General features: G+C 76.6%; 24 protein-coding genes. 10 read left to right on the forward strand and 14 right to left on the reverse strand.

Annotation, left to right across the window (positions count from 1 at the left end; genetic code table 11):
* The 4 genes from GTQ99_RS04010 to GTQ99_RS04025 all read right to left on the reverse strand — a co-directional run.
* Positions 1–1567: S8 family serine peptidase (locus GTQ99_RS04010; RefSeq protein ID WP_166614452.1), on the reverse strand; the 1567-nt coding region annotated here is incomplete at its 3' end.
* A gap of 144 nt (positions 1568–1711) precedes the next feature.
* Positions 1712–2989 (reverse strand): alpha/beta fold hydrolase, encoded by a 1278-nt coding sequence (locus tag GTQ99_RS04015; RefSeq protein ID WP_166614453.1) that lies wholly within the window; start codon positions 2987–2989, stop codon positions 1712–1714.
* Between the two features lie 43 nt (positions 2990–3032).
* A complete protein-coding gene (purE, locus tag GTQ99_RS04020) occupies positions 3033–3563 on the reverse strand; it encodes a 5-(carboxyamino)imidazole ribonucleotide mutase (RefSeq protein WP_338074704.1) in 531 nt (176 codons plus the stop codon).
* Positions 3560–4834, reverse strand: a complete 1275-nt coding sequence (locus tag GTQ99_RS04025) for a 5-(carboxyamino)imidazole ribonucleotide synthase (RefSeq protein ID WP_338074705.1) — start codon at positions 4832–4834, stop codon at positions 3560–3562. Before GTQ99_RS04025 ends, purE begins: the two co-directional genes overlap by 4 nt.
* 320 nt (positions 4835–5154) lie before the next feature.
* Here GTQ99_RS04025 and GTQ99_RS04030 point away from each other — a divergent pair, with 320 nt between their 5' ends.
* Positions 5155–5829, forward strand: coding sequence for a GtrA family protein (locus GTQ99_RS04030; protein WP_166614455.1), 675 nt, complete (start codon positions 5155–5157; stop codon positions 5827–5829).
* Here GTQ99_RS04030 and GTQ99_RS04035 read toward each other — a convergent pair.
* Positions 5770–6570: a biotin--[acetyl-CoA-carboxylase] ligase gene (locus GTQ99_RS04035; RefSeq protein WP_166614456.1), complete on the reverse strand. Its 801-nt coding sequence runs from the start codon at positions 6568–6570 to the stop codon at positions 5770–5772. The two genes, GTQ99_RS04030 and GTQ99_RS04035, sit on opposite strands and share 60 nt — an antisense overlap.
* A 109-nt stretch (positions 6571–6679) precedes the next feature.
* Between GTQ99_RS04035 and GTQ99_RS04040 the strand changes: the two genes are divergently transcribed.
* From GTQ99_RS04040 to GTQ99_RS04060, 5 genes are all read left to right on the forward strand, one after another.
* Positions 6680–7207 carry a Rieske 2Fe-2S domain-containing protein gene (locus GTQ99_RS04040; protein WP_166614457.1) on the forward strand — a complete coding sequence of 176 codons (528 nt, stop codon included), beginning with the start codon at positions 6680–6682 and terminating at the stop codon, positions 7205–7207.
* A 73-nt stretch (positions 7208–7280) separates the two neighbouring features.
* Complete coding sequence (locus GTQ99_RS04045) at positions 7281–8312, forward strand: ABC transporter substrate-binding protein (RefSeq protein WP_166614458.1); 1032 nt, start codon at positions 7281–7283, stop codon at positions 8310–8312.
* A gap of 64 nt (positions 8313–8376) precedes the next feature.
* Entirely contained in the window at positions 8377–10029 is a 1653-nt protein-coding gene (locus GTQ99_RS04050) for a DUF885 domain-containing protein (RefSeq protein WP_338074706.1), read from the forward strand.
* Between the two features lie 91 nt (positions 10030–10120).
* Positions 10121–10762 (forward strand): Maf family nucleotide pyrophosphatase, encoded by a 642-nt coding sequence (locus tag GTQ99_RS04055; protein ID WP_166614459.1) that lies wholly within the window; start codon positions 10121–10123, stop codon positions 10760–10762.
* Between the two features lie 141 nt (positions 10763–10903).
* On the forward strand, positions 10904–12751 hold the full coding sequence (locus tag GTQ99_RS04060; protein ID WP_166614473.1) for an ATP-binding protein: 1848 nt from the start codon (positions 10904–10906) through the stop codon (positions 12749–12751).
* Between the two features lie 30 nt (positions 12752–12781).
* On the opposite strand, the gene GTQ99_RS26615 is transcribed toward GTQ99_RS04060, so the two are convergent.
* The 4 genes from GTQ99_RS26615 to GTQ99_RS04080 all read right to left on the reverse strand — a co-directional run bounded on the left by GTQ99_RS26615 (position 12782) and on the right by GTQ99_RS04080 (position 17139).
* Positions 12782–13597, reverse strand: a complete 816-nt coding sequence (locus GTQ99_RS26615) for a DUF4097 family beta strand repeat-containing protein (RefSeq protein WP_166614460.1) — start codon at positions 13595–13597, stop codon at positions 12782–12784.
* Entirely contained in the window at positions 13594–14262 is a 669-nt protein-coding gene (locus tag GTQ99_RS04070; RefSeq protein WP_166614461.1) for a response regulator, read from the reverse strand. The genes GTQ99_RS26615 and GTQ99_RS04070 overlap by 4 nt, the downstream gene beginning before the upstream one ends.
* Positions 14262–15605 carry a histidine kinase gene (locus tag GTQ99_RS04075; protein ID WP_166614462.1) on the reverse strand — a complete coding sequence of 448 codons (1344 nt, stop codon included), beginning with the start codon at positions 15603–15605 and terminating at the stop codon, positions 14262–14264. Before GTQ99_RS04075 ends, GTQ99_RS04070 begins: the two co-directional genes overlap by 1 nt.
* Positions 15606–15723: 118 nt before the next feature.
* Positions 15724–17139 (reverse strand): NAD(P)H-quinone dehydrogenase, encoded by a 1416-nt coding sequence (locus GTQ99_RS04080; RefSeq protein ID WP_166614474.1) that lies wholly within the window; start codon positions 17137–17139, stop codon positions 15724–15726.
* 54 nt (positions 17140–17193) lie between these two features.
* Here GTQ99_RS04080 and GTQ99_RS04085 point away from each other — a divergent pair, with 54 nt between their 5' ends.
* Positions 17194–17646, forward strand: a complete 453-nt coding sequence (locus GTQ99_RS04085) for a gamma-glutamylcyclotransferase family protein (protein ID WP_338074708.1) — start codon at positions 17194–17196, stop codon at positions 17644–17646.
* 9 nt (positions 17647–17655) lie between these two features.
* The gene (locus GTQ99_RS04090) at positions 17656–18507 is read left to right on the forward strand and encodes a purine-nucleoside phosphorylase (protein WP_166614464.1); all 852 of its coding nucleotides are present in this window, start codon (positions 17656–17658) and stop codon (positions 18505–18507) included.
* Positions 18508–18600: 93 nt separating this feature from the next.
* Here GTQ99_RS04090 and GTQ99_RS04095 read toward each other — a convergent pair whose 3' ends face one another.
* On the reverse strand, positions 18601–19401 hold the full coding sequence (locus GTQ99_RS04095) for an ABC transporter permease (RefSeq protein WP_166614465.1): 801 nt from the start codon (positions 19399–19401) through the stop codon (positions 18601–18603).
* A complete protein-coding gene (locus GTQ99_RS04100; RefSeq protein ID WP_166614466.1) occupies positions 19398–20420 on the reverse strand; it encodes an ATP-binding cassette domain-containing protein in 1023 nt (340 codons plus the stop codon). Before GTQ99_RS04100 ends, GTQ99_RS04095 begins: the two co-directional genes overlap by 4 nt.
* 321 nt (positions 20421–20741) lie before the next feature.
* On the opposite strand from GTQ99_RS04100, the gene GTQ99_RS04105 reads away from it, so the two are divergent.
* Positions 20742–21134: an STAS domain-containing protein gene (locus tag GTQ99_RS04105; RefSeq protein WP_166614467.1), complete on the forward strand. Its 393-nt coding sequence runs from the start codon at positions 20742–20744 to the stop codon at positions 21132–21134.
* A 33-nt stretch (positions 21135–21167) separates the two neighbouring features.
* Here the strand turns inward: GTQ99_RS04105 and GTQ99_RS04110 are convergent, their stop codons facing one another.
* Genes GTQ99_RS04110 through GTQ99_RS04120 form a run of 3 tightly spaced genes read right to left on the reverse strand, consistent with a single transcriptional unit; the run spans position 21168 to position 23942 of the window.
* Complete coding sequence (locus GTQ99_RS04110; protein ID WP_166614468.1) at positions 21168–22145, reverse strand: SDR family oxidoreductase; 978 nt, start codon at positions 22143–22145, stop codon at positions 21168–21170.
* 52 nt (positions 22146–22197) lie between these two features.
* Positions 22198–23208 carry a GTP-binding protein gene (locus GTQ99_RS04115; RefSeq protein WP_166614469.1) on the reverse strand — a complete coding sequence of 337 codons (1011 nt, stop codon included), beginning with the start codon at positions 23206–23208 and terminating at the stop codon, positions 22198–22200.
* Positions 23205–23942: a nucleoside/nucleotide kinase family protein gene (locus GTQ99_RS04120; protein WP_166614470.1), complete on the reverse strand. Its 738-nt coding sequence runs from the start codon at positions 23940–23942 to the stop codon at positions 23205–23207. Before GTQ99_RS04120 ends, GTQ99_RS04115 begins: the two co-directional genes overlap by 4 nt.
* A 132-nt stretch (positions 23943–24074) precedes the next feature.
* On the opposite strand from GTQ99_RS04120, the gene GTQ99_RS04125 reads away from it, so the two are divergent.
* Complete coding sequence (locus GTQ99_RS04125) at positions 24075–25781, forward strand: phospho-sugar mutase (protein ID WP_420814506.1); 1707 nt, start codon at positions 24075–24077, stop codon at positions 25779–25781.
* The last annotated feature ends 240 nt before the right edge of the window (positions 25782–26021 follow it).

The raw sequence follows: 26021 nt of genomic DNA on the forward strand, positions 1-26021 counted from the left end.
CCCGTGCCCCGTGCCCGCCGAGCACACCTACCGCCGGGTCTCCGCGACCGCCGGTGAGCTCGTCAGCACCGCCACCTGCGCCGGCCGCGTGCGGCGAGGCCATCGAGGTGCCCTGCGCGTACTGGTAGTAGGCGTCCTGCCCGTCCGCGGTGGTCTCGCGGATGACGAACGGGCTGGTGGGCTCGCCGTCCTCGTCGATGGCACCCTCCGCGACGGCGACGTTCTCGGGGTAGGCGCCCAGGACCTGGGCACCGGGGCTGACCCGGCCGTTCGGGGTGTCGTAGGCGTCGCCGCCGGGGGCGGCCACGTCGGACTGCTCGGTGCCGTAGTTGGAGTAGTACGCCTTGCGGCCCGAGGGGCCGGTGGAGTTCACGGTGACGACGCCGTCGTTCTCCGCCGGGACGTTCAGGCAGGTGGCGTTGTCGATGGTGCGCTCGCGGGCGTCGGTGGGGTTGCCCTCGGCGTCCAGCGGGTAGTCCGGGCTGGTGGTGTCCACGCCCGGCGCGCCGAGGTCGGTGGACTCGTTGCCGGACGCGGACACTGGCAGCACGCCCTTGCTGCGCGCGTAGTCGATGGCGCGCTGGACCGAGGCGACGATGACGCGCTGCTGCTGCTGCTCCTCCGGGGAGTCGGCCGGGTTGGCCTGGCAGTTGTACAGCCACGGGTCGACGTAGAAGCTCATGTTGATGACGTCGACGCCGGCGTCGGCGGCGTAGGTGATGGCGTCGAGCGTGGGCTGCAGGAAGAAGAACCCGGAGTCCTGGCCGGCGCGGATGTTGACGAGGTTCACGCCCGGCGCGACACCGGCGATGCCGACGCCGTTGATCGGGGAACCGATGGAGCTGGCGACGTGGGTGCCGTGCCCGCCCTCGTCGACGTCGGCCGGGTCGACGCAGCCCTCGACCTCGCACGGGCCGTCGATGTCGGGCAGGTCGGTGACGAAGTTGCGGCTGAGCTCGGCGTCGAAGTTCGGCGCGATGTCCGGGTGGGAGCCGTCGACACCGGTGTCGATGACACCGACGCTGACCTTCGCGCTGCCCGGCTGCGTCGCGTAGCTGCCCTCGGCGGTGGCGCCGATGGCCCGCATGTCCCACTGCAGGGACGCCAACGGTTCCTCGGTCGGCTTCCGCGCGGCGAGCGCCTTCAGCGAGACGTCCCCGGTGACCTCGGCGCGCTCGGCCTCGGTGAGGCGCTCGATGGCGTCGGTGTCGCTGACGGCGTCCTTGGGCGCGGTGCCGATGCTGCGGTTGGCGGCGGCGCCGACGAGACCGGCTGCGGCGCCGGTCTTCTCGGTGAAGTCGGCGGCGGCGCTGGTGACGACGGCGTAGCCGACCTCGGCGTTGCTGGAGAGGACGGTGCCGCCGGCGGCGGCGATCTGGGCGCGGGCCATGGCGTCGGTCGTGCCCTCGTCGTAGAGGACGACGTAGCTGGTCTCGCCGGTCGCGGCCGTGGTGGCGTCGGTGCTGCTCGTGTCGGTGGTGTCCGCGGACGAGGCCGTCTGCGTCACCGCGAGGGTGGTCGCGAGGAGCGTGACGCTCAGCGCGGAGGAAAGGACGATCTTGCGCACGTGGTCTCCTGCCTGTGGGGTGGAACCCGGCCGAGTGTGGTGCGCGCAGTGCCCACGGACAAGGGGCCACGCTGAACTTCCTGCGACCACGTGGACACGCAGCGCTGCACAGGTACCGCCGGACGGGTGCCCCGGTGGCACCCCTCAGCGGCGCACCAGGTCCAGCAGCAGCCCCAGCAGCCGCTCGCCGTCCAGGCGCAGGCCGTCGTGCTGGTACTCGTCCGTCACGAACGTCCGCAGCCCCCGCACGGCCCGCGCGGTGGCGCGGCTGGAGGCGTAGGGCACGAACATGTCGTCGACGTAGACGGCGGCCGCGACGGGCACGGTGTTCTCGGCGAGCACGGCCTCGTCGTAGAGGGCGGGCAGCCCCTCGCGCGCGGCGAGCAGCTCGGCGGCACCGCGCAGCGGCACCAGCGCGGGGTCCTCCTCGAACTGCCAGGGGTAGACGTGCTCACCGGTGAAGGCGAACCGCGGGGCGTCGAGGGCGAACCCGGGGAACTCGTCGCGGACGCGGTGCGCCGCCCAGCGCGTGGCGGCGCCGCGGGCGTAGATGCTCTCGTGGACGAGCGCGTACAGCGGGTCGGCGGCGGCGGAGAGCCGGCGGCCCACCTCGACGAGGAAGCGCTCGCGCAGCCGGCGCACGCCGCGCACGGTGGTGAACGGGTCCTCCAGCACGAAGTGCAGCGCGTCGAAGCCCGACGCCTGGCCCAGCGCGATGCCCAGCGTGCGGAAGCGGCGCGAGGAGAGCCGCTCGCCCGTCGGCAGCAGCTCCTGCTCGCCGTCGAGGTGGTCCGCGACCGCCTGCGCCACCGCGGCGTCGCGCGGGTAGCGGGCGAAGAACTCCTCGTTGCGCAGCGCCGTCTGCGCGTAGGTGGCGCGGTAGACGTCCTCCGCGCTCGTGGTCAGCCCGGGCAGGCCGGCGGTGATCAGGACCTCCCGCAGCCCCTGCGGGGCCTGCGAGAGGTAGGTGGTCAGGCAGAAGCCGCCGTAGCTCTGGCCCAGCGCCGACCACGGCTCGTCGCCGAGCTCGCGCCGCAGCGCCTCGGCGTCGGCGACGATCGCGTCGGCGCGGAAGTGCGTCAGGAACTCCGCCTGCGCCGCGGCGTCGCCGACCTCGGGCAGGCTGCGGCGGTCCAGCGGGGTGGAGCGGCCGGTGCCGCGCTGGTCGAGCAGGACGACGCGGTGCTCCTGCAGCGCGCGCTCCAGCCAGCCGCCCACGACGTCCGGGCGCGGCGCGGCGTGCCCCGGCCCGCCCTGGAAGAACACCAGCCGGGGCGCGCCCTCGCGGCCGGTGCGCACGTACTCGCGGGCGAACACCTCGATCGTGCCGGGCACCGCGCCGGTGCGGTCGAGCGGGACGGTGACGACGTGCTCGTGCACGTCGTGCCCGTCGACGTGGTGGGACTCGGTCTGCAGCGGCACGCGCCGACGCTACCCGCAGCGCCGGCGCCGGCCGCGGCCGCCGTCAGCTCCCGAAGCCGACGCCCCCGCGGCGGGTGCGGGCGCGCAGCGTCGAGCCCTTGTCGAAGGCGACCTGGCGCAGGGAGTCCTGGAACTCCACCATCCGCGCGCGCAGCTCCGGGTCGGTGGCGGCGAGGATCCGCACCGCGAGCAGGCCCGCGTTGCGCGCCCCGCCGATGGAGACCGTCGCGACGGGGACGCCGGCGGGCATCTGCACGATGGAGAGCAGCGAGTCCATCCCGTCCAGGTGGCGCAGCGGCACGGGGACGCCGACGACGGGCAGCGGGGTGACGCTGGCGAGCATCCCCGGCAGGTGCGCGGCGCCGCCGGCGCCGGCGATCACCACCTGCAGCCCGCGCTCGGCCGCCGAGGCGCCCCAGGCGACCATGTCGTGCGGCATGCGGTGGGCCGAGACGACGTCGGCCTCGTAGGGCACCTCGAACTCGTCGAGGGCCGTGGCGGCCCCCTCCATGACGGGCCAGTCGGAGTCGGACCCCATGACCAGGCCCACCCGGGCCGCACCCTGTGCGCTCACTCGTCGATCTCCCCCGCGATGAAGGCCGCCGCGTGCCGGGCACGCGCGCGGACGGTGTCCAGGTCCTCGCCGTAGGCGGTGACGTGCCCGAGCTTGCGGCCGGGCCGCTGCTCCTTGCCGTACAGGTGCACCTTGACGGCCGGGTCGTGCGCCATCACGTGCAGGTAGGAGCGGTACAGGTCCTCGTGGCGGGCCTCGATCTCCCGCGGGCCCAGCACGTTGACCATGACCGTCCACGGGGCGCGCGGCTGCGTCGAGCCCAGCGGCAGGTCGAGGACGGCGCGCAGGTGGTTCTCGAACTGGCTGGTCACCGCGCCGTCGATGCTCCAGTGCCCGGAGTTGTGCGGGCGCATCGCCAGCTCGTTGACGAGGACCTCGCGCCGCCCGTCGCGCTCGACCTCGAAGACCTCCACCGCCAGCACGCCGGTGACGCCGAGGCCGCCGGCGATGCGCAGCGCCACCTCGGTCAGCCGGGCCGCCAGGTCGGGGTCCAGGTCGGGCGCGGGCGCGGTCACCTCGTGGCAGACGCCGTCGCGCTGCACGGTCTCCACGACCGGCCACGCCGCGGCCTGCCCGGAGGGGCTGCGCACCACGAGGGCGGCCAGCTCGCGCGCGAAGGCCACGTGCTCCTCGGCCAGCAGCCCGCCGCGCCCGGACCAGTCGGCCAGCCACGCCTGCGCGGTGGCCCACCGCGCGTCGTCGGGGCCGTCGAGGACGAGCACGCCCTTGCCGTCGTAGCCGCCGCGCGGGGTCTTCAGCACGAGCGGCCAGCCGGCCGTGGCGGCGAAGGCCTCGACGGCGGCCCGGTCGGCCACCCGCGCCCAGGCCGGGCACGGCACGCCGAGGGCGGTGAGCCGCTCGCGCATGACGACCTTGTCCTGGGCGTGCACGAGGGCGTCCGCCCCGGGCTGCACGCTGGTCACCGCGGCCATCGCGCGCAGCCCGGGGCCGGGCACGTGCTCGTGGTCGAAGGTCACCGCGTCGCAGTCGGCGGCGAAGGCCACGAGGGCCTCCAGGTCGTCGGCGGCGCCGACCGGTGCCGGGTTGACCACCTGCGCGGCGCTGGTGCCCGGGCCCTCGGCCAGCACGCGCAGCCGCAGGCCCAGCGCGACCGCGGCCGGCTGCATCATGCGGGCCAGCTGACCGCCGCCGACGACGCCGACGACGGGGAAGCCGCCGGGACGGTCGTAGGGGGCCGGGTCGGGCCGGTCGCGGGGCCGGTCGTGGGGCCGGTCGTCGGTCCGGGGGCGTGGCGCGGGCGCGGTCGTCACGTCTGCCGAGGGTAGGCCACCGCGGCGGGTCGGGATGCCCGCGGCCGCGATGTGCGCCACCCTTGCCGCAGCGCCCGCGGCCCGGCGGGGGCAACCCATGGAGGGGGACGTCCGTGTTCACCGTGATCGCCTGCGTGGCGCTCGTCGTCATCGGCATCGTCGGAGCCATGAAGATGGAGGACCACCTCGACCCGTCGAAGACACGCTCGCGCTCCGAACGGTGACGTGGAGCCCGTTCCCAGCCCGACCCGTCAGACTGCGTGCTCCGCGCCCGATGGACACCCGGGGCCCGGGGGCGACGCGCTGACGGAGAGGACGCTGTGACCGGCGAGGGAACGACCGACCAGCACACCGGCGACCAGCGGGGGCTGGTGCGCCGGCTGCGCGACACCTACGAGGTGCTGGTCCGCGAGGCGGCCAAGTTCGGGATCGTCGGCGGGGTCGCCTTCGTCACCGACTTCGGGATCTTCAACCTGCTGCGCTACGCGGGTCCCGACGGTGTCGGCGTGCTGCACCACAAGCCGCTGACGGCCAACGTGATCTCGGTCGTGGTGAGCATCGTCGTGGCGTGGCTGGGCAACCGCTACTGGACCTTCCGCCACCGCCGGCGCGCCTCCGCACCGCGCGAGCTGGTGCTCTTCTTCCTCATGAACGGCGCCGGGCTGCTCATCTCCCTGGCCTGCCTGGCCTTCACGTACTACGTGCTCGACCTGCGCGGGCCGCTGGCCACGAACGTCTCCGCCAAGGTCGTCGGGGTCGCGCTCGGCACGCTCTTCCGCTGGTGGGCCTACCGGCGCTTCGTCTTCGTCGAGGAGCTGCGCGAGGAGGGCTGGGAGGCGCACCCGTCCCGGCGCACCGCGCCCGCGGCGCAGGGCCCGTCGGCACCCGCGCACGGCCCGTCGGCCCCCGCGCAGGGCGGGCCGGCGCCGGGCGCCTCAGCGGCGGCGCAGGTGGACGACGTCCGCCGCCGCGAGACGTCGCCGGGTGCCGCCTGAGTCCTGCACCACCAGCCGGCCGTCGTCCTCGACGTCGACGGCCAGCCCCTCCAGCGCGCTGCCGTCGGGCAGGTGGGCGCGCACCTGCGCGCCGATCGTCGCGCTGACCGCGCGGTAGGCGGGCAGCACCGGCTCCCCGGCCGCCCAGGCGTCCACGCGGGTGCGCAGCGCCCGCAGGTAGCGGCGCAGCACGGTGTCGCGGTCGGCGCTGCGCGCCCCGGCCAGCACCAGCGAGGTGGCCGTGTCCACCGGCAGCTCGTCGGTGCGCAGCGAGACGTTGATCCCGGCCCCGAGCACGACGCGCTCGCCGCGCACCTCGGCCAGGACGCCGCAGACCTTCCCCGGCCGGTCGGGCCCCTCGAGCAGGACGTCGTTGGGCCACTTCAGCCGCGCCTGCACGCCCAGCTCCACGAGCGCGTCCACGACGGCGGTGCCGGTGACCAGCGGCAGCAGCGGCCAGTCGGCCACCGGCCGCCGCGGGCGCAGCAGCACCGAGACGGCCAGGCCGGAGCGCGGCGGCGCGCTCCAGGTGCGCCCGAGCCGGCCGCGGCCGGCGTCCTGGTGGTCGGCGACGAGGACGCTGCCGTCGGGGGCGTCCTCGCGGGCCAGCAGGTCGGCGTTGGTGGAGCCGGTGCTGGCCACGACGTCCAGCGCGCTCCAGCCGCCGGGGCCGAGCAGCGCCCGGCGCAGCGGCAGCACGCGCAGCGGCGGCCGGTCCAGGTCGCTCCAGGGGCTGTCCACCCCGGCACGCTACGCGCGGCCGGTGAACCTCCCGGCCCCCCGGTCCCGTTGCACCGGTGACGCCGCGCCCGGCGGCGTCGCCCGACGCACCGACGCACCGGAGGCCCCCGTGGACCGGACCCGACGCACCCCGCACGCCCCGACCGGGGCGGCGCTCAGCCGCCGCCGCGCGATCGCGGCCGCCGGCGCCCTCGGCGGCGCCTCCGCGCTGGCCGCGTGCGGGGCGGACGAGGACGCCGGCGGGGGCGCGGCGAGCGGGGCGCCGAGCGCCACCTCCTCCAGCGCCACCTCCAGCGCCGCGCCCACCACGTCCGCCTCCCCCGCCCCCTCCGTCGCCGCGGCGGCCGCCCTGACCGCGCTGTCGGCCGTGCCGGTCGGCTCGGCCGTCGTCGTCGAGGCCTCCGACGGGGTGCCGGTCGTCGTGGCCCGGCCCGCCGACGCGGAGGTGGTCGGCTTCTCGGCGCGCTGCACGCACCAGGGCTGCGCCGTCGTCGTGGCCGGCGCGGAGCTGGACTGCCCGTGCCACGGCTCGCGCTTCGACCTCCTCACCGGCGCCGTGCTGGCCGGGCCGGCCACGGACCCGCTGACGCCGTTCGCGGTGCGCGTGGAGGGCGAGGCGGTCGTCGCGCAGGCCTGAGCGGCTTCCCGAACGGCACCGCGATGTGGTGAGGTGTGCCTACCCTGACCGACCTCGTCCTCGTGGAGATGCCGTGCGCCCGTCCCGCCGTTCCCTGCTGCTCGCCGCCCCCCTGACGGCCCTGGGCCTGACCGCGTGCGGCGGCGAGGACGCTCCCGCGACCACCGGCGGGGCGGGCGCCGAGGACACCACGGGCACCGCCACCGGCTCCGCGGCGGCGGGCGCGTTCCCGGTGACGGTCGAGCACGCCCTGGGCTCGACGACGGTCGAGGCGCAGCCGCAGCGCATCGTCTGCCTGGGCTGGGGCTCCCAGGACGTGCTGTGGGCGCTCGACCTGCAGCCGCTCGCGGTGCCCGAGGTCACCTACGGCGCCCTGGAGGACGGCACGCTGCCGTGGTGGCAGGGGCGCTTCGACGCCGCGACCACGCGGTTCCTGCCCAACCCGGACACCGGCGAGGTCCCCCTCGAGCAGATCGCCGCGCTGGCGCCGGACCTGGTCCTCGCCGTCTACTCCGGCATCACCGACACCGACTACGCCTCGCTGTCGCGGATCGCCCCCACCGTCGCCTACCCCGACCAGCCGTGGCTGACGACGTGGCAGGACCAGACGACGCTCGTCGGGCGGGCCGTCGGGCGCTCCGCGCAGGCCGAGCAGCTGGTGGCGGACACCGAGGCCGACCTCGCCGAGCGCGCCGCCGCCAGCCCGGACCTGCGGGGCAGGACGTTCAGCTACGTCTACGCCACCGACGCGAACCTGTCCGTCTACCTGCCCGGCGACCCGCGCGTGGACCTGCTCCACGCGCTCGGCCTCGTCGACGCCCCCGGCGTCGGCGCCCTCGCCGACTCGACGCCGACCTTCTACGCCGAGGTCGCCAAGGAGCGCGTGCGCGACCTCGACAGCGACCTCGTCGTCGGCTACGGCGGGCAGACCCGCGAGCAGTTCACCGCCGACCCGGTGTACTCGACGATGCCCGCCGTGGCCGCCGGCGCCGTCGCCTGGCTGGACGACGAGAGCCTGGTGTCGGCGACGTCGGCGACGGTGCTCAACATCCCCTGGCAGCTGGACCGCCTCGTCCCGCTGCTCACCGCCGCGGCCCGGGCCTGAGGCCCGCCGCGCCGACGGCGGGGCGGGATCGCGGGGGCGCCCGGCGGTCCCTAGTGTCGGCGCGGTGGAGATCCCAGCGCGCACGCCCACGGCCGTCGACGCGGTCGCCGAGGAGCACTTCGCCACGACGCTGCGGCTGCAGCCGACCCTCGCGCTCTCGCTGGGCGCGCCCGACGCGGCGCCGGGGCTGGGCGACCGCTCCCCCGCCGGCCTGGAGGCGCTCGCCGCGGCGAACCGCGCCACCCTGGCCGCGCTGGGCGCCACCCCCGTCGCCGACGACGTCGACCGCGTGACGGTGGCGGCGATGACCGACCGCCTGGGCCTGGAGGTCGCGCTGCACGAGGCGGGCGAGACCCTCGGCGACCTCAACGTCATCGCCTCCCCGCTGCAGGACCTGCGCATGGTCTTCGACCTGCTGCCCACCGAGGGCGCCGAGGACTGGGCCGCCGCCGCCGAGCGCCTGGCCGAGGTGCCCGCGGCCGTCGACGGCTACGTGCAGAGCCTGCGCGCGGCGGCCGCCGCGGGCCGGGTCGCGGCGCTGCGCCAGGTGCGGGCGTGCGCGGCGGAGGCCGACTCCCACGCGGCCCCCGACGGGTTCTTCGCCGCGTTCGCCGCCGGCCGCGGCGAGGGCCCCGAGCGCGCCGCGGCGCTGGCCGCCGGCGCCTACGCGCGGCTCGCGGAGTTCCTGCGCACCGAGCTGGCCGCCCGGGCGCCCGCCGCGGACGCCGTCGGCCCGGAGCGCTACGAGCTGCTGTCGCGGTACTTCGTCGGCGCCCGCGTCGACCTCGCGGAGACCTACGCGTGGGGGCTGGAGGAGGTCGCGCGGCTGCGCGCCGAGATGGCCGCCGTGGCGCGCGGCCTCACCGGCAGCGCGGACGTCGCCGCGGCCGCCGCCGCGCTGGACGCCGACCCGGGCGCCGTGATCGAGGGGGCGGAGAACTTCCGCGCCTGGATGCAGGACCGCTCCGACGAGACGCTCGAGGCGCTGGACGGCACGCACTTCGACGTCCCCGCGCAGGTGCGCCGGCTGGAGTGCCGCATCGCGCCGACGACCGGCGGGGGGATCTACTACACCGGCCCCAGCGAGGACTTCAGCCGCCCGGGGCGGATGTGGTGGGCGGTCCCGCCGGGGCAGAGCACGTTCTCCACCTGGCGCGAGGCCACCACCGTGCACCACGAGGGCGTGCCCGGCCACCACCTGCAGATCGGGCAGACCGCCGTGCGCAGCGAGGTGCTCAACCGCTGGCGCCGGCAGGGCTGCTGGATCTCCGGGCACGGCGAGGGCTGGGCCCTGTACGCCGAGCGCCTCATGCAGGACCTGGGCTTCCTGCGCGGTCCCGGCGAGGTCCTCGGCATGCTCGACGCCCAGCTGCTGCGCGCCGGCCGCGTCGTGCTGGACGTCGGGGTGCACTGCGGCTTCCCCGCGCCGGCCGAGGTCGGCGGCGGCGCCTGGAGCTACGAGAAGGCGTGGGCGTACCTGCGCTCGGTCTCCGGCAACCACCCCGACGTGCTGCGCTTCGAGCTGGACCGCTACCTCGGCTGGGCCGGGCAGGCGCCCAGCTACAAGGTCGGCGAGCGGCTGTGGACGGCGCTGCGCGAGGACGCCGCCGCCGCCGAGGGCGGCGCCTTCGACCTGAGGTCCTTCCACCGCCGGGCCCTCGACGTCGGCTCCGTGGGCATGGACGTGCTGCGCTCGGCCCTGCTGGGCACCCCCTGACCCCTGACCCTGTTGACGACTCGTGATCTTCCACGGTGCACCGCGGAAGATCACGAGTTGTCCACAGGTGGCGGGGTGGAACGATGACGGGGTGACGTCGCTGCTGCTCGCCTCCGCCTCCCCCGCCCGCCTGGCCACCCTGCGCTCCGCGGGGCTGGACCCGGCGGTCCTGGTCTCCGACGTCGACGAGCCCGCCGTCGTCGCCCGCTACGGCGTCACCGACGCCGAGGACGTCTGCCTGCTGCTGGCCAAGGCCAAGGCCGAGGACGTCGCCGGCCGCGAGGAGGTCGCCGAGGACGCGCTCGTGCTCGGCTGCGACAGCGTGCTGGCCCTCGAGGGCGCCGACGGCGTCGTGCAGGTGCTCGGCAAGCCCGCCGACGCCGAGGACGCCCGGGCCCGCTGGCGCGCCATGCGCGGGCGCAGCGGCGTGCTGCACACCGGGCACTGGCTGGTGGACGCCCGCGAGGACGGCTCCGGCGCGACGCTGGGCGGCGTGGCGAGCACCACCGTCCACTTCGCCGACGTCACCGACGCCGAGGTCGAGGCCTACGTCGCCACCGGCGAGCCGCTCGCGGTGGCCGGCGCGTTCACCATCGACGGCCTGGGCGGGGCCTTCGTGCGCGGCGTCGAGGGCGACCCGCACGCCGTCGTGGGGGTCTCGCTGCCGCTGCTGCGCGACCTCGTGCGCGAAGCGGGCGTCCTCTGGACCGACTTGTGGGCCGCGCGCGGGTAGTCTCACCCCTCGTCCCACCCCCCGACGTGCCGGGGACCCGATCCCCACCTCGATGTTCGGAGACGCCGCATGACCTCCCCCGACCCGATGCCGACCACCGGTGCGACGGGCGACGCGGGAGGAGGGCCCGTCACGGGCCCGGTGACCAAGGTCCTCGTCGCCAACCGCGGCGAGATCGCCGTCCGCGTCGTGCGCGCCGCCCGCGACGCCGGCCTGGCCTCCGTCGCCGTCTACTCCGAGGGCGACCGCGACGCGCTGCACGTGCGGATGGCCGACGAGGCCTACGCGCTCGGCGGCACCAGCGCGCGGGAGTCCTACCTCGACGGCGCCAAGATCGTCGACGTGGCGCTGCGCTCGGGCGCCGACGCCGTCCACCCCGGCTACGGGTTCCTCTCGGAGAACGCCGCGTTCGCGCAGGCCGTCCTCGACGCGGGCCTGACGTGGATCGGCCCGCCGCCGGCGGCCATCGAGGCGCTCGGCGACAAGGTCTCCGCCCGCCACCTGGCCGCCCGCGCGGGCGCCCCGCTCGTGGCCGGCACCCCCGACCCGGTCGCCGGTCCCGAGGAGGTGCTGGCCTTCGTCGACACCCACGGGCTGCCGATCGCGATCAAGGCCGCCTACGGCGGTGGTGGGCGGGGGCTGAAGGTGGCCCGCGAGCGCGAGGACGTCCCCGAGCTGTTCGCCTCCGCCGTCCGCGAGGCCGAGGCCGCCTTCGGGCGCGGGGAGTGCTTCGTGGAGCGCTACCTGGACCGGCCCCGCCACGTGGAGACGCAGGTGCTGGCCGACGCCCACGGCGGCGCGGTCGTCGTCTCCACCCGCGACTGCACGCTGCAGCGGCGCCACCAGAAGCTCGTCGAGGAGGCGCCCGCGCCGTTCCTGAGCCCCGAGCAGGACGCCGAGCTGCGCCGGGCCTCGCTGGCGATCGTGCGCGAGGCCGGCTACGTCGGGGCCGGCACGGTGGAGTTCCTCGTCGCCGCCGACGGCACGCTGGCCTTCCTGGAGGTCAACACCCGCCTGCAGGTCGAGCACCCGGTCACCGAGGAGGTCAGCGGCCTCGACCTGGTCGTCGAGCAGTTCCGCATCGCCCGCGGCGAGCACCTCGGCTACACCGAGGTCGCCGGCCGCGGCCACTCGATCGAGTTCCGCATCAACGGCGAGGACCCCGCCGCCGGGTTCCTGCCGCGCCCGGGCAAGCTCACCCGCTTCTCGCTGCCGACGGGGCCGGGGGTGCGGGTGGACACCGGCATCGACCCGCGCGCCGCGGCCGTCGACGGCGGGGTGGAGATCTCCCAGGACTTCGACTCGCTGCTGGCCAAGCTCGTCGTCACCGGCGCCACCCGCGAGCAGGCGCTGGCCCGCGCGGCCCGCGCGCTCGGCGAGTTCGCCGTGGAGGGCGTGCCGACGGTGCTGCCCTTCCACCGCGCGGTCGTGACCGACCCGGCGTTCGCGGCCACCACGCCCGAGGGCTTCCGCGTCCACACCCGCTGGATCGAGACCGAGTTCGACGCCTCGACCCTGCCGGGCCCCGGCGCGCTGGAGGCCGGTGGAGAGCCTGCGGCGCACCGCGAGACGGTCGTCGTCGAGGTCGCCGGCAAGCGGCTGGAGGTCTCCTTCCCCGTCGAGCAGCTCAACGCGCAGCTCTCCCGCGCCGGGCACGAGATCTCCCGCGCCGGGGTGGCCACCGGCGCGGCGGTCGCCCGCGCCTACCGCTCGGCCACCCACCGCGGCAAGGGCCGCGGCAAGGGCAAGGCCGGGGGCAGCGCCGCCAACCCCGCGGCCCTGGTGACCCCGATGCAGGGCACGATCGTGAAGGTCCTCGTCGCCGACGGCGACACCGTGGCCGAGGGCGACCTCGTCGCGGTGCTGGAGGCCATGAAGATGGAGCAGCCGCTGCTGGCGCACCGCGCCGGGCGGATCAGCGGCCTCACCGCCCAGCAGGGCGACACGACGACCACCGGCAGCGTCCTCTGCGAGATCGTCGACGCCTGAGCGGGTGCGCCCGGGCCCGCGCCCGGGCGCTCAGCGCGCCTCGACGCTCACGTCCCCCACGGAGGTGCTGACGCGCACCTGCCGCGGGGAGGCCGGGTCGGAGTCGACCTCCACCTCCTCGTCCCCCAGGCCGCTGTCGGCCTCGACGCGGTACGCGGTGCCGCCGGGCAGCTGCACGGCCGCGTCCCCCGCGCCGGTGCGCACGTCGACCCGCTGCGGCGCGACCTCCAGGTCCACGTCGACGTCGCCGGCGCCGGTGCGCGCCGCGAGGTCCTGCACCGCGCCCTCGACGTCGACGTCGCCGGCGCCGGTGGAGACCACGAGCCGCTGGGCGCCGGCGCCGGACCAGTCGAGGTCACCGGCGCCGAGCTCGGCGCGCACCGCGGCGAAGGTCCCGCGGTAGCTCTGGTCGCCCAGGCCGGTGCGCACGTCCAGCTCCAGCGCCGGGTCCTCGGGCACGGTGAGGACGTGGGAGACCCGGCACGTCACCAGCCAGCTGCCGCCGTCGCCGCAGGAGGACAGCCGCAGGACGCCGCCGGCCAGCTCGGCGCTCGCGCCCGCGCGCGAGAAGCCCTCCCGGACCGTGCTCGTCACCGTCAGCGGGCTCCCGGCCGGCCCGGTGCGCACGTCCACGTCGCCGTCGTCGCCGACGACGCTCAGCGCGCCGGCCGGCTGCGCGAAGGTGCGGGTGCTCGTCGAGGTCGTCGCGGACAGCTCGCCCAGCGCGCCGGCGGTGGCCACCGCGACGAGCACGGCGGCCGCGGCGGCGAAGGCCGCCCGCCCGCGCGGGCGGCGGGCCGGCGCGGGCGCGGAACCCGCGGGGACCGCGGCGGTGGGCGCGCTCACGGCCGGGTCCCCGGGCGCGCGGCCGCCTCGAGGTGGCGCAGCACCGCCAGCACGCGGCGGTGGTCCTCGGTGTCCGGCGGCAGGCCGAGCTTGGCGAAGATGTTCGACACGTGCTTCTCCACCGCCTTGTCGGTGACGACGAGCCGGGCGGCGACCGCCGCGTTGGAGCGGCCCTCCGCCATCAGCTGCAGGACCTCCAGCTCCCGCGGGGTCAGCCGCTCCAGCGGGTCGTCGCGGGAGGCGCGCGAGAGCAGCTGCGAGACCACCTCGGGGTCGACGGCCGTGCCGCCGGCCGCCACCCGCCGCAACGTCGAGACGAACTCCTCCACGTCGCCGACGCGGTCCTTCAGCAGGTAGCCCACCCCGCGGGTGCTGCCGCCCAGCAGCTCCGCCGCGTAGCGCTCCTCCACGTACTGCGAGAGGACGACCACCGCGGTGCCCGGGTGCCGGCTGCGCACCGCGATGGCCGCGCGCAGCCCCTCGTCGCTGAAGGTCGGCGGCATCCGCACGTCGGTGAGCACGAGGTCGGGCACGTGCTCGTCGGCCGCCCGCAGCAGGGCCTCGGCGTCCTCGACGGCGGCGACCACGTCGACGTCCTCCAGGCGCAGCAGCTGCACGAGCCCCTCGCGCAGCAGCACCGAGTCCTCGGCCAGGACGACGCGCATCAGCGGCCACCGCCCGCGCCCCACGGGACACCGGCCTCCAGCACCGTCGGGCCGCCCCGCGGGCTGACCACGTGCAGCCAGCCGTCGACCGCGGCCAGGCGGTCGCCGAGCCCGCGCAGGCCGCTGCCCCCGGAGGCGACGGTGCCGTCGGCCGGGGCGGCGCCGCCGACGCCGTCGTCGCTGACCCGCAGCCGCAGCAGGTCGGCGCGCCCGTCCGCCGCGTCGCCCTCGCGCCACAGCTGCACCACGACGCGCGAGGCGCGGGCGTGCTTGGCGGTGTTCGTCAGCGCCTCGGAGACGCAGAAGTAGGCGATGGCCTCGGCCGTGGAGCTGGGCCGCTCGCTCGGCGGGAAGTGCACCTCGACGTCGACCACCGCGACCGGCGAGGCCGCGGCCAGCGCGGACAGGGCGGCGTCGAGCCCGCGGTCGGTGAGCACCGGGGGGTGGATGCCGCGGGCGACGTGGCGCATGTCGGAGATGGCGGCGCTGGCCGCGCTGCGCGCGGCCTCCAGGTGCTCGGAGGCGGCGTCGGGACCGCCGCGCTCCAGCGCCCGCTTGGCCATGCCCAGCTGCATGGCCAGCGAGACCAGGCGCTGCTGCGGGCCGTCGTGCAGGTCGCGCTCGATGCGGCGGCGCTCGGCCTCGACGGAGTCCACCGTGCGCTCGCGGGTGGAGGTCAGCACGTCCACCCGCCGGCGCAGCTCCGCCTCGCGCTCGCCGCGACCCGGGCCCAGCAGCGCCAGCGCGGTGAGGACCTCCACGGCGACCAGGGCGCGGGCCAGCAGCGGCGCCGCCAGGAGCAGCAGCGCGCCCGCGAGGACGACGGCGAGCGCGGGGGCGCGCAGGGTGCCGGGGATGCCGAACGGCCAGCCGTACTCGCCGCCGTGCCCCAGCCCGGCGCTGGCGGAGGGGGCGAGCAGGGCCGCGAGCCCGGTGGACGTCAGGGCGAGCACGACGGTGCCGCCGACCGTGCCCAGGGTGACGAGGACGGCCAGGTGCCCGGCGGTGCGCCAGGAGCGCGTGTCGAGGGCGAGGCGCCGCCAGGCCGGGCCGGTGGCCGCGCAGCGCGGCGGGGCGGGCACGTGCACGTCGAGCACGGCGGCCAGCCGGTAGCGCTCCAGGCGGGCGCACAGCGCGAGCAGCCGCCGCGTCGGCCACAGCAGGAGGACGCCGACGCCGAGCACCGGCACGAGGGCCGTGCCCACGACCAGCAGCACGAGCGCGGTCAGGTGCAGGGCGAGGACGACGAGGTGGAGCGTCAGGTGGACGACGGCCCACCAGCCCTCGGCCCAGCGCCGCAGCGGGGCGGCGACGGGGGGCCGGTCCAGCGGAAGGGTGCTCACGTGCCGACCCTAGGGCGAGCACCCCGCCCCGCGGGACGGTGCGCACCCCCCTGTCCGTGGTGGGGCTGGCCCCACCGCGGACAGGGGGTGCGCACCGCCTCGGACCCCGGCCCGCCGGTCAGTCGCCCGTGACGTGCAGCTGCCGCGCGGCCTCGGCCAGGGAGCCGGTGAGCGAGGGGTAGACGGTGAAGGCGTGCGCGACGTCGTCGACGTTGAGCCGCTTCTCGACCGCCAGGGTCACCGGGAAGATGAGCTCGCTGGCCCTCGGCGCGACGACGACGCCGCCGATGACCGTGCCGGAACCGGTGCGGCAGAACAGCTTCACGAAGCCGTCGTGGATGCCGAGCATCTTCGCGCGCGCGTTCGTGGACAGCGGCAGCTTGACGATCTCGCCCTGCGCCTCGCCGGAGTCGATCTGGCCCTGCGTCCAGCCGACGGTGGCGATCTCGGGGGAGGTGAAGACGGTCGAGGCGACCGAGCGCAGCCGCAGCGGCGCCACGGTGTCGCCGAGGGCGTGCCACATGGCGATGCGCCCCTGCATGGCCGCCACCGAGGCGAGCGGGAAGACGCCCGTGCAGTCGCCGGCCGCGTACACGCCGCGCGCGGAGGTGCGCGAGACCTTGTCGACGTCGATGTGCCCCGACTCCGAGGTCCAGACCCCGGCCTCCTCCAGCCCGATGCCGGAGGTGTTGGGGATCGCGCCGACGGCCACGATGCAGTGCGAGCCCTCCAGGGTGCGCCCGTCGGACAGCGTGACGGTGACGGTGTCGCCGTGGCGCACGACCTCCTCGGCGCGCGAGCGGGAGACGACGTCCATGCCGCGGCGGCGGAAGACGCCCTCGAGCACCTCGGCGGCGTCGGCGTCCTCGCCGGGCAGGACGCGGTCGCGCGAGGAGACGAGGGTGACGTGCGCGCCGAGCGCCTCGTAGGCGTTGGCGAACTCGGCGCCGGTGACGCCCGAGCCGACGACGATGAGGTGCTCGGGCAGCTCCTTGAGGTCGTAGACCTGCTTCCAGGTGAGGATGCGCTCGCCGTCCGGCTGCGCGGCCGGCAGCGTGCGGGGGCTGGAGCCGGTGCTGACGAGGACGACGTCGGCCTCCACGCGCGCGCCGGCGTCCTCGCCGTCCTCCACGACGAGGGCGTTCGGCCCGTCGAGGCGGCCGCGGCCGGAGAGCAGGTGCACGCCCTCCTTCTCCAGGCGGGTGCGGATGTCGGCGGACTGGGCGCTCGCGAGCGCCTTGACCCGCTCGTTGATGCGGGCGAGGTCGACGCTCACCGAGCCGGTGGTGTCGTGGTCCCCGGTGCCGCCGCCGGGGAAGCGGACGCCGAGCTCGGAGGCCCCGCCCACGGTGGTCATGAGCTCGGCGGTGGCGATGAGCGTCTTGGAGGGGACGACGTCGGTGAGGACGGTCGAGCCGCCGAGGCCGTCGCGCTCGAGCACGGTGACGTCGGCGCCGAGCTGGGCGGCGACGAGGGCCGCCTCGTAGCCGCCGGGGCCTCCACCGAGGACGGCGACGCGCTGGGCCTTGGCCATGGGAGACGCACTGGTGGGACTCACCCGGCCATGGTCCCACTACCCTCTGACACCGTGCCCGCTTACGCCGCGTATGCCTCCAACCTCCACCCCGAGACGATGGCGCGCAAGGCTCCGCACTCGCCGCTGCGCTCCACCGGCTGGCTGACGGACTGGCGGCTGACCTTCGGCGGGGAGGACCGCAGCTGGGAGGGGCCCATCGCGACGGTCGTGGAGGCGCCCGGCGACCAGGTGTACGTCGCCCTCTACGACATCACCGACAGCGACGAGGAGCGCCTCGACGCGGCCGAGGGCATGGGCATCGGGCTGTTCCGCAAGATCCGGGTGCGGGTGAAGACGCTGGACGGCGACGTGGTGGCGTGGACGTACGTCCTCGACGACTACGAGGGCGGGCTGCCGACGGCCCGCTACCTGGGCGGGCTGGCCGACGCCGCCGAGGCCGGCGGCGCCCCGCACGACTACGTGCTGGCCCTGCGGGCCCGCCCCTGCCGCTCCAACGACGTCTGAGGAGCAGCCGTGACCAGCGCCCCCTCCCCCGCCGACGGCCACGGCACCGCCGACGGCGCCGACCCCTTCGAGCTCGCGGCGCGCGCGGCGGCCCGCCTGGCCGAGCTCACCGGCGTCGACGGCCACGACGTCGCCCTCGTCCTGGGCTCCGGCTGGGCGGCCGCGGCCGACCGGCTCGGCGAGGGCGTGGCGCGCTTCCCGGCGACGGAGCTGCCCGGCTTCAGCGCACCCGCGGTCGTCGGCCACGCCGGTCTCGTGCGCTCGATCGCCGTCGCCCGCGAGGGCGCCCAGCCGCTGCGGGCGCTGGTGCTGCCGCGCACCCACGTCTACGAGGGCCGCGGGGTGCGCGCCGTCGCGCACGGCGTGCGGGTGGCCGCGGCGGCCGGCTGCCGCGCGGTGGTGCTCACCAACGGCTGCGGCGGGCTGGACCCGGCCGTGCCGCCGGGCTCGCCCGTGCTGGTGTCCGACCACCTCAACCTCACCGGCGAGTCCCCGCTGGAGGGGGCGACGTTCGTCGACATGACCGACCTGTACTCCTCCCGGCTGCGCGCCCTGGCCCGCCGGGTGGACCCGGACCTGCCCGAGGGCGTCTACGCGCAGTTCCGCGGGCCGCAGTACGAGACGCCCGCGGAGGTGCGGATGGCCGGCGTCCTCGGTGCGCAGCTGGTGGGGATGTCCACCGGCCTGGAGGCCGTCGCCGCCCGCCACGCCGGGCTGGAGGTCCTCGGCTTCTCGCTCGTGACGAACCTGGCCGCCGGCATCGGCGGCGAGCCGCTCTCGCACGAGGAGGTCCTGCAGGCCGGCCGGGACGCGGCCCCGCGCTGCGCGGCGCTGCTGGCCGGGGTCGTCCCGCTGCTGTGACGCGCGGCTCCCCCCGCACCACGGGGGGAGCCGCGCACCGGGCCGCCGGGCCCGCCGGACCCGGGGAAGCGGTCGGCGGGCGTCGGCGGCCGCTCAGCGGGCCGCGGCCCTCCGGTACTGCCGGGTGGCCAGCGGCACGAACACCGCGAGGATCACCACGATCCACAGCAGGGTGTAGAGCTCGGAGTTCTGCAGGGACCAGCTGGACAGCTCCGTCTGCGGGGGCACGTTGCCGAAGCGCTCGCGCGCGGCCTGCACGAGGGTGGAGACGGGGTTCCACTCCGCGACCGTCCGCAGCGGACCGGGGAAGGACTCCAGCGGGACGAACGCGTTGGTGATGAACGTCAGCGGGAAGATCGTCAGGAACGTCAGGTTGTTGAACGCCTCCGGGGTGCGGATGAGCAGCCCGAGCAGGCCCATGACCCAGGAGATCGCGTAGGCGAACAGCAGCAGCAGCGCGTAGCCGATGACGGCGTCGAGCAGCGAGGTGCGGATCCGCCAGCCGATGAGCAGGCCGGTCAGGGACATGATGACCGTGACGATGACGTTGAGGACGACGTCGGAGGCCGTGCGGCCCACCAGCACCGAGGACTGGGCCATCGGCAGCGAGCGGAAGCGCTCGATGATGCCCTTCTGCATGTCGTCGGCGATCCCGGCACCGGTGACGGTGGCGCCGAAGATGACCGTCTGGGCGAAGATGCCCGGGACGAGGAACTCGCGGTAGTTGCCGCCCCCCACCGCGATCGCGCCGCCGAAGACGTAGCCGAACAGCAGGATGAACATGATGGGCGAGATGAGGGTGCCCACCAGCAGGTCGGGGATCCGGGTGATCTTCAGGATGTTCCGCTTGGCGATCACCGAGCTGTCGGCGAGCACCTCCGTCACAGCGCTCACGAGCGCACCTCCTCGGCCACCGGTCGCGCCGGGTCGTCGCCGCCGGCGACCTCCTCGGCGGGCTTGCCCGTCAGGGTCAGGAACACGTCGTCCAGCGTCGGGCGCCGCACGCCCGCGTCGAGCGGGACGACACCCACCTCGGCGAGGCGCTGCAGCACGTCCACGAGGGCCCGGCTGCCCGAGGTCACCGGTGCGGTGATCCGCCGGGCCCGGCGCTCCACCTGCAGCTCGCCGGCCGCCACCTCGTGCAGCACGGCGGCGGCGGTGTCCACGTCGGCCTCGGAACCCACGACCACCTCCACGCGCTGGCCGCCGACCTGGGTCTTCAGGTCGTCGGCGGTGCCGCGGGCGATGACGCGGCCGTGGTCGATGACGACGATGTCGTCGGCGAGGCGCTCGGCCTCCTCCAGGTACTGCGTGGTCAGCAGCAGCGTCGTGCCGCCGCCGACCATCCGCGTCAGCAGGTCCCACATGTCGTTGCGGCTGCGCGGGTCCAGGCCGGTGGTCGGCTCGTCGAGGAAGAGCACGGGCGGCTCGGCCACCAGCGCCCCCGCGAGGTCGAGGCGGCGGCGCATGCCGCCGGAGTAGGTCTTGGTGACGCGCTTGGCCGCGTCGGTGAGGTCGAACTGCTCCAGCAGCTCCCACGCCCGCTCCTTGGAGCGCTTGCGGCCCAGGTGGTACAGCCGCCCCACCATGTCGAGGTTCTCCAGCCCGGTGAGGTTCTCGTCGACCGCCGCGTACTGGCCGGACAGGCCGATGCGGCGGCGCACCTCGCGCGGGTCGGCCGCGACGTCCACGCCCGCGACCGTGGCGCTGCCCTCGTCGGGGACCAGCAGCGTCGTCAGCATCCGGACCGTCGTCGTCTTGCCCGCGCCGTTGGGGCCCAGCAGGGCCAGGACGGTGCCCGTCGGCACCTCCAGATCGACGCCCGCCACCGCCGTGACGTCGCCGTACCGCTTCACGAGCCCTCGAGCCTGGACCGCCGGCGCGTGGACCGCTGGTGCTTCGACCGATGCCATGGGACCGACAGTAGGTGGAGCCTCCGACACGTCGCACCGCCCTTTCCCCCGCCTCGCGGGTGTCGCGGGTGCCGACCCGCGGCGGCCGCCGGACTCATCGCCGCCGGGCCACCGGGCCCGCCGTGGCCGCGGGTCGGCGGCGTTCCCGTGCACGGCTGCACCGGTTCGACGCTCCACCGGATCCCCGGATCCCCGGGTCCCCGGATCCCCGGGTTTCCGGATCCCGGTCCCGCCGGCCGGTTGTGCCCGGGCCCGGGCAGGTCTAGCGTCGTGCCACGTCCGACAGTGGGCCGCCACCGCGCAGGCCCGCTGGAGGTTCTCGTGGACTCCCCCGACTTCGTCGTCCGGCACCGCTGGGCCGGCCCCGTGCGCGTCGTCCGCGTCCGCGGCGACCTGGACGCCGACACCGTCGAGCGGACCGCGCCCGAGGTGCGCGCCGCCCTCGACCGCGCCCGCTGCGTCGTCCTCGACCTGTCCTCGACGACGTTCCTGGACTGCCGCGCCGTCGGGGTGCTCATCGCCCTGGCCGCCGGCGCGCGCGAGCGCGGCGGGCGGCTGCGGGTCGCCGCGCTGCCGCCCTGCGCGCACCGGCTGTTCAGCGCCTTCGACCTGTACCCGGTGCTCGGCGGGCGCGAGGACGTGCCCGGCGAGTGCCGGGCCGCCCTGGACGACCTCGTCGGCACCCCGCACTCGTGGGTGCGGACCTCCGCCTGAGCGGCCCGCGGGCGGGGGCGCCCGGCCCGGGCCTCAGCGGGCCAGCCGGGCCCGCAGCGCGAGCAGCGCCTCGCCCGGGCGCACGAAGCGCGCCGCCAGCGCGGTGAAGGGGCTGCGGCGGACCAGGTGCGTCACGTGGTCGCCGTGCACCTGCCCCGGCCCGGGCGTCGGGGTCTCGAGGATGTCCCGGCCGTCGTCGGGGCGGTCGCTGGTCTGCGCGGTGCGGCCCACCAGGCTGAGCACCAGGTCGGTGAGGGCCGGGCTGAACCGCTGGCCCAGGACGAAGCCGACCGCCGCCCCGCCCACCGCGACCTCCCGGCGCGGGTGCTCCGCCACCCGGACGATCGTGCGGGCCACCAGCTCCGGCGCGTACACCGGGGGCGGCGGCTTGGTGAGGGTGCGGGTGTGGTTGCGGGAGTTCTCCCAGAACGGCGTCCCGATGCTCGCGGGCAGGATCGTGCTGACGGCCACCGGTGCACCGTCCTGGGCCAGTTCCACCCGCAGGGAGTCGTAGAACGAGCGCAGGGCGAACTTGGAGGCCGTGTAGGGCGCGTGCATCGGCAGCGAGCGCACGCCCTCGACCGAGGCGATCCCGACGAGCACCCCGCCACCGGCGCGCAGCAGCGCGGGGACGGCCACCTTGCTGGCGGCCACGTGGCCGAGGAGGTTCACCTCCACGACGCGGCGGAAGTCGACCAGCGGGGTCTGCAGCACGGTGCCGTAGACGCTGACCGCGGAGTCGTTGACCCAGGTGTCGACGCGCCCGAACCGCTCCTCGGCCTCGTGCACGAGGTGGTCCAGCGCCAGGGGGTCGGTGATGTCGGTCGGCACCGCCACCGCCCGCCCGCCGCCGGCGGTGATCTCGTCCACCAGCGTCCCGAGCGCGGCGGTGCTGCGCGAGGCGCAGACGACGGCCGCGCCCCGGCGGGCGAACTCCAGCGCCGTGGCCCGGCCGATCCCGCTCGACGCGCCGAGGACGACGACGACCTGCTCGTGCACCGGTCTGGTCATGGGGCTGGCCTACCCCCGCGCCACCCCCGGGAAACGCGGGGACCGCGCGGGTTCAGGCCCCCTCGGTGCTGCGCAGGACGCCCATCATCGCCAGCTCGTCCTCCAGCGGTGCGCCCTCGTGCACGCAGGCCGCGAGGTCGGCGCGCAACCGCTCGGCGTCCAGCCCGGCGCCGATGAGGACGAGCTCGGTGCGCCGCGGCGCCCGGCGCGGCCACGGTCCCCGCTCGAAGCGGACAGCGGCCCCGACGGTGTGCAGGACGAAGCGCTGCTCGTGGCCGCTGACGGCGAAGTGCGCGAAGCCCTTGACGCGGAAGACGCCGGAGGGCCGGGCGTCCAGCCAGCGCACGAAGGCCCGCGGGTCCAGCGGCGCCTCGCTGGTGAAGGTCACCGCGTCGTAGGCGGTGTGCAGGTGCTCGGCGTGGTCGGGCTCCTCGCCCAGCACCAGCTGGCGACGGCGGGGCGGGCCCACCTCGAAGAGCAGGCGCGGGTCCACCCGCCCGTGCGCGGCCGGCACCACGGGCGCGAAGGCGTTCAGCCCGCGGCAGCGCGCGGCCACCCGGGCCAGCTGCTCGTCGTCCACCAGGTCGGTCTTGGTGAGCAGCAGCACGTCGGCCATCGCGACGTGGTCGTCCAGGCGCGGGTGGCGCAGCCGGGTCGCCTCGAACTCCACGGCGTCGACGACCACGACGAGCCCGCCGTGCTCCACGCCCGGCACCCGGCTGGCGAGCACCTGGCGCACCACGGCCGCGGGTTCGGCGACGCCGCTGGCCTCGATGAGCACGGCGTCCAGCCGGGGTCCGCGCCGGGGCGCGGCGAGGTGGGCCAGCAGCTCCTCGACCGTCCCGTCCTCGGTGGAGCAGCACAGGCAGCCGTCCTCCAGCGAGACGGTCGCGTCGGCCCGGCCGGCGACGAGCAGCGCGTCGACGCCGACGGCGCCGAAGTCGTCGACGACGACCCCGAGGCGCACGTCGGCCGCCGAGCGCAGCAGCTGGTTGAGCACCGTCGTCTTCCCGGCGCCCAGGAAACCGGCCAGGACGACGACGGGGATCCCCGCGCCCGTCACCGGGCCGGGCCGCGCTGCAGGCGCAGGTCGCCGGGGACGACGAGGTCGGCGCTGTCGCGCGCGGCGTCGACGAGCTCGGCGTTGGCGCCGTCGACGTCGCGGACCCAGGCGAGCGCGGCCTCGCGGGGCTTGCCGAAGCGCCGGTGGCGGCCCACGAGGCGCTCGGTGCGCGCGCCGCCGGGGACGTCGACGAACCAGACCTCGTCCAGCAGCGGGCGCACCGCACCCCAGCCGCCGTCGCTCAGCAGCAGGTAGTTCCCCTCCGTCACCACGAGCCGGGTGTCCCCGAACACCGGGATGCTGCCCGCGACGGGCTGCTCGATCTCGCGGTCGAAGGCCGGGGCGTAGACGACGGCCGCGCCCGGCTCCTGCGGCTGCGCCCGCAACCGCGCCAGCAGCGCGGCGTAGCCGGCGGCGTCGAAGGTGTCCGGAGCGCCCTTGCGCCCGCGCCGGCCCAGGCGCTCGAGCTCGACGTCGGCGAGGTGGAACCCGTCCATGGGCACGTGCTGGGCGCCGGGCACCGCGGAGACCAGCGCCTGCGCCAGCGTGCTCTTGCCGGCACCGGGCGCCCCGGCCAGGCCCAGCACCGCCCGCCCGCGCCCGGCCAGCCGCACCGCCCGCGCGACGAGGTCGGCGAACGTGCGCACCGGCTCACCGTCCCGCCCACCGGCCGGCCGCTCGCCCGGCCGCCCGCCCGGCCGCTCGCCCGGGTGCCCGCTCGGGTCCGTCGTCATGCGGGCGACGGTACCCGCGCTCGTAGGGTGAGGCCCGTGAGCGCCGACCTGCCCGCCGACCCGCCCGCCGGGACCCCCGCGGGAACCCCTGCCGCGCCGTCCGCCGGCCTGAGCGCCGGCCCGAGCGCCGGCCTGAGCGCCGGGGTGCGCGACGGGCTGGCGGCCCGCGTCCGGGCGTGGGCGGCCGACGACCCCGACGAGCGCGACCGGGCGGAGCTGGTGCGGCTGCTGGCGGCCGCCGGGGCCGGGGACGCGGCCGCGGCCGCCGACCTCGCGGACCGCTTCAGCGGCCCGCTGGAGTTCGGGACCGCGGGGCTGCGCGGCGCGCTGGGCGCCGGGCCGCACCGGATGAACCGCGCCGTCGTGCAGCGCGCCGCGGCCGGGCTGGGCGCGTGGCTGACCGAGCGCGCGGAGCGCCCGCGCGTCGTCGTGGGCTTCGACGCGCGGCACCGCTCGCGCGACTTCGCCGACGACTCCGCGGCCGTGCTCACGGCCGCCGGGTGCGAGGTGCTGCTGCTGCCGCGCGCGCTGCCCACGCCCGTCCTGGCGTGGGCGGTGCGCCGCACCGGCGCCGACGCGGGCGTGATGGTGACCGCCAGCCACAACCCCGCGCAGGACAACGGCTACAAGGTCTACCTCGGTGGCCGCACGAGCACCGAGGAGGGGCGCGGGGTGCAGATCGTCCCGCCGGTGGACGCGCAGATCGCGGCGGCCATCGCAGCGGTCGGCCCCCTCGCGCGGCTGCCGCGCGCCGCGGACGGCTGGAGCGTGCTCGGCGAGGACGTCGTCGAGGAGTACCTCGCCGCGGTCGTCGCCGCCGTCGCCCGCGAGGTCCCGCCCGCGGCGCCGCCGGTGCGCCTCGTCGTCACCCCGATGCACGGGGTGGGCGGTCCGGTGCTGCTGGAAGCCCTGCGCCGCAGCGGTTTCAACGACGTGCACGTCGTCGCCGAGCAGGCCGACCCGGACCCGGACTTCCCCACCGTGCCGTTCCCGAACCCCGAGGAGGCGGGTGCGCTGGACCGGGCGCTGGCGCTGGCCGCGCAGGTGGGTGCCGACCTCGTGCTGGCGGTCGACCCCGACGCCGACCGCTGCTGCGTGGCCGTCCCCCGCCGCGGCGGCGGGGGTTTCCGCACGTTCAGCGGTGACGAGCTGGGGCGGGTGCTCGGCGACGAGCTGGCCGCCGAGGGCGCCGTGCTGGCCTGCTCGCTGGTGAGCTCGCAGGCCCTGGCCCGCACCGCCGCCCGCCGGGGCGCCTCCTTCGCCGCCGCCCTCACCGGTTTCAAGTGGATCGCCCGCGTGCCCGGCCTGACGTACGGCTACGAGGAGGCGATCGGCTACTGCGTGGCGCCGCGGGTCGTGCGCGACAAGGACGGGATCTCCGCCTCGGTGCTCGTCGCCGGCCTCGTGCGCCGCGAGCTGGCCGCCGGCCGCACGCTGGAGGACGTCCTCGACGACCTCGACCGCCTCGACGGCGTCCACCTCACCGCCCCCGTCACGCTGCGGGTGGCGGACCCGGCGCTCACCGCCCGCGCCGTGGGCCGGCTGCGCGAGCACCCCCCGGCCGCCCTGGGCGGCTCCCCCGTCACCTCGGTGGACGACCTCGCCGACGGCGTCGACGGGCTGCCGCCCACCGAGGGCCTGCGCTTCCGGACCGCCGACGGCGCCCGCGTCGTCGTCCGCCCCAGCGGCACCGAGCCGAAGCTGAAGTGCTACTGCGAGGTCGTGGTGGACGTGCCCGCCGACGCCTCCGCGCAGCAGCTGCAGGCGGCGCGCGAGCGGGCCGCGGCGCAGCTGGAGCGGGTGCGCGCCGACGTGCGCGCCGCCACCGGCCTCGGCTGAGGGCCCCGCGCGCCGGCGCGCGCCCGGCCCGGCCGCGGGGCTGACAGGACCGCACGGGCGTGCCATGCTGGATCCCGAGCCGGTCGGATCGGTGTGGGGAAGCTCCGGTCCGGCCGGCTCCCTCGTGCGGTGAGCAGCCCCGCACACCCCCTCCCGCGGCCACCCGCCCCCTGGTCCCCGCCTCACCTCACCTCACCTCACCTCACCCCGGCGGTGATCTTGCGCGGTGCACCGCGCAAG

The sequence above is a fragment of the Kineococcus vitellinus genome, assembly GCF_009906315.1.
Taxonomy (GTDB): Bacteria; Actinomycetota; Actinomycetes; order Actinomycetales; family Kineococcaceae; genus Kineococcus; species Kineococcus vitellinus.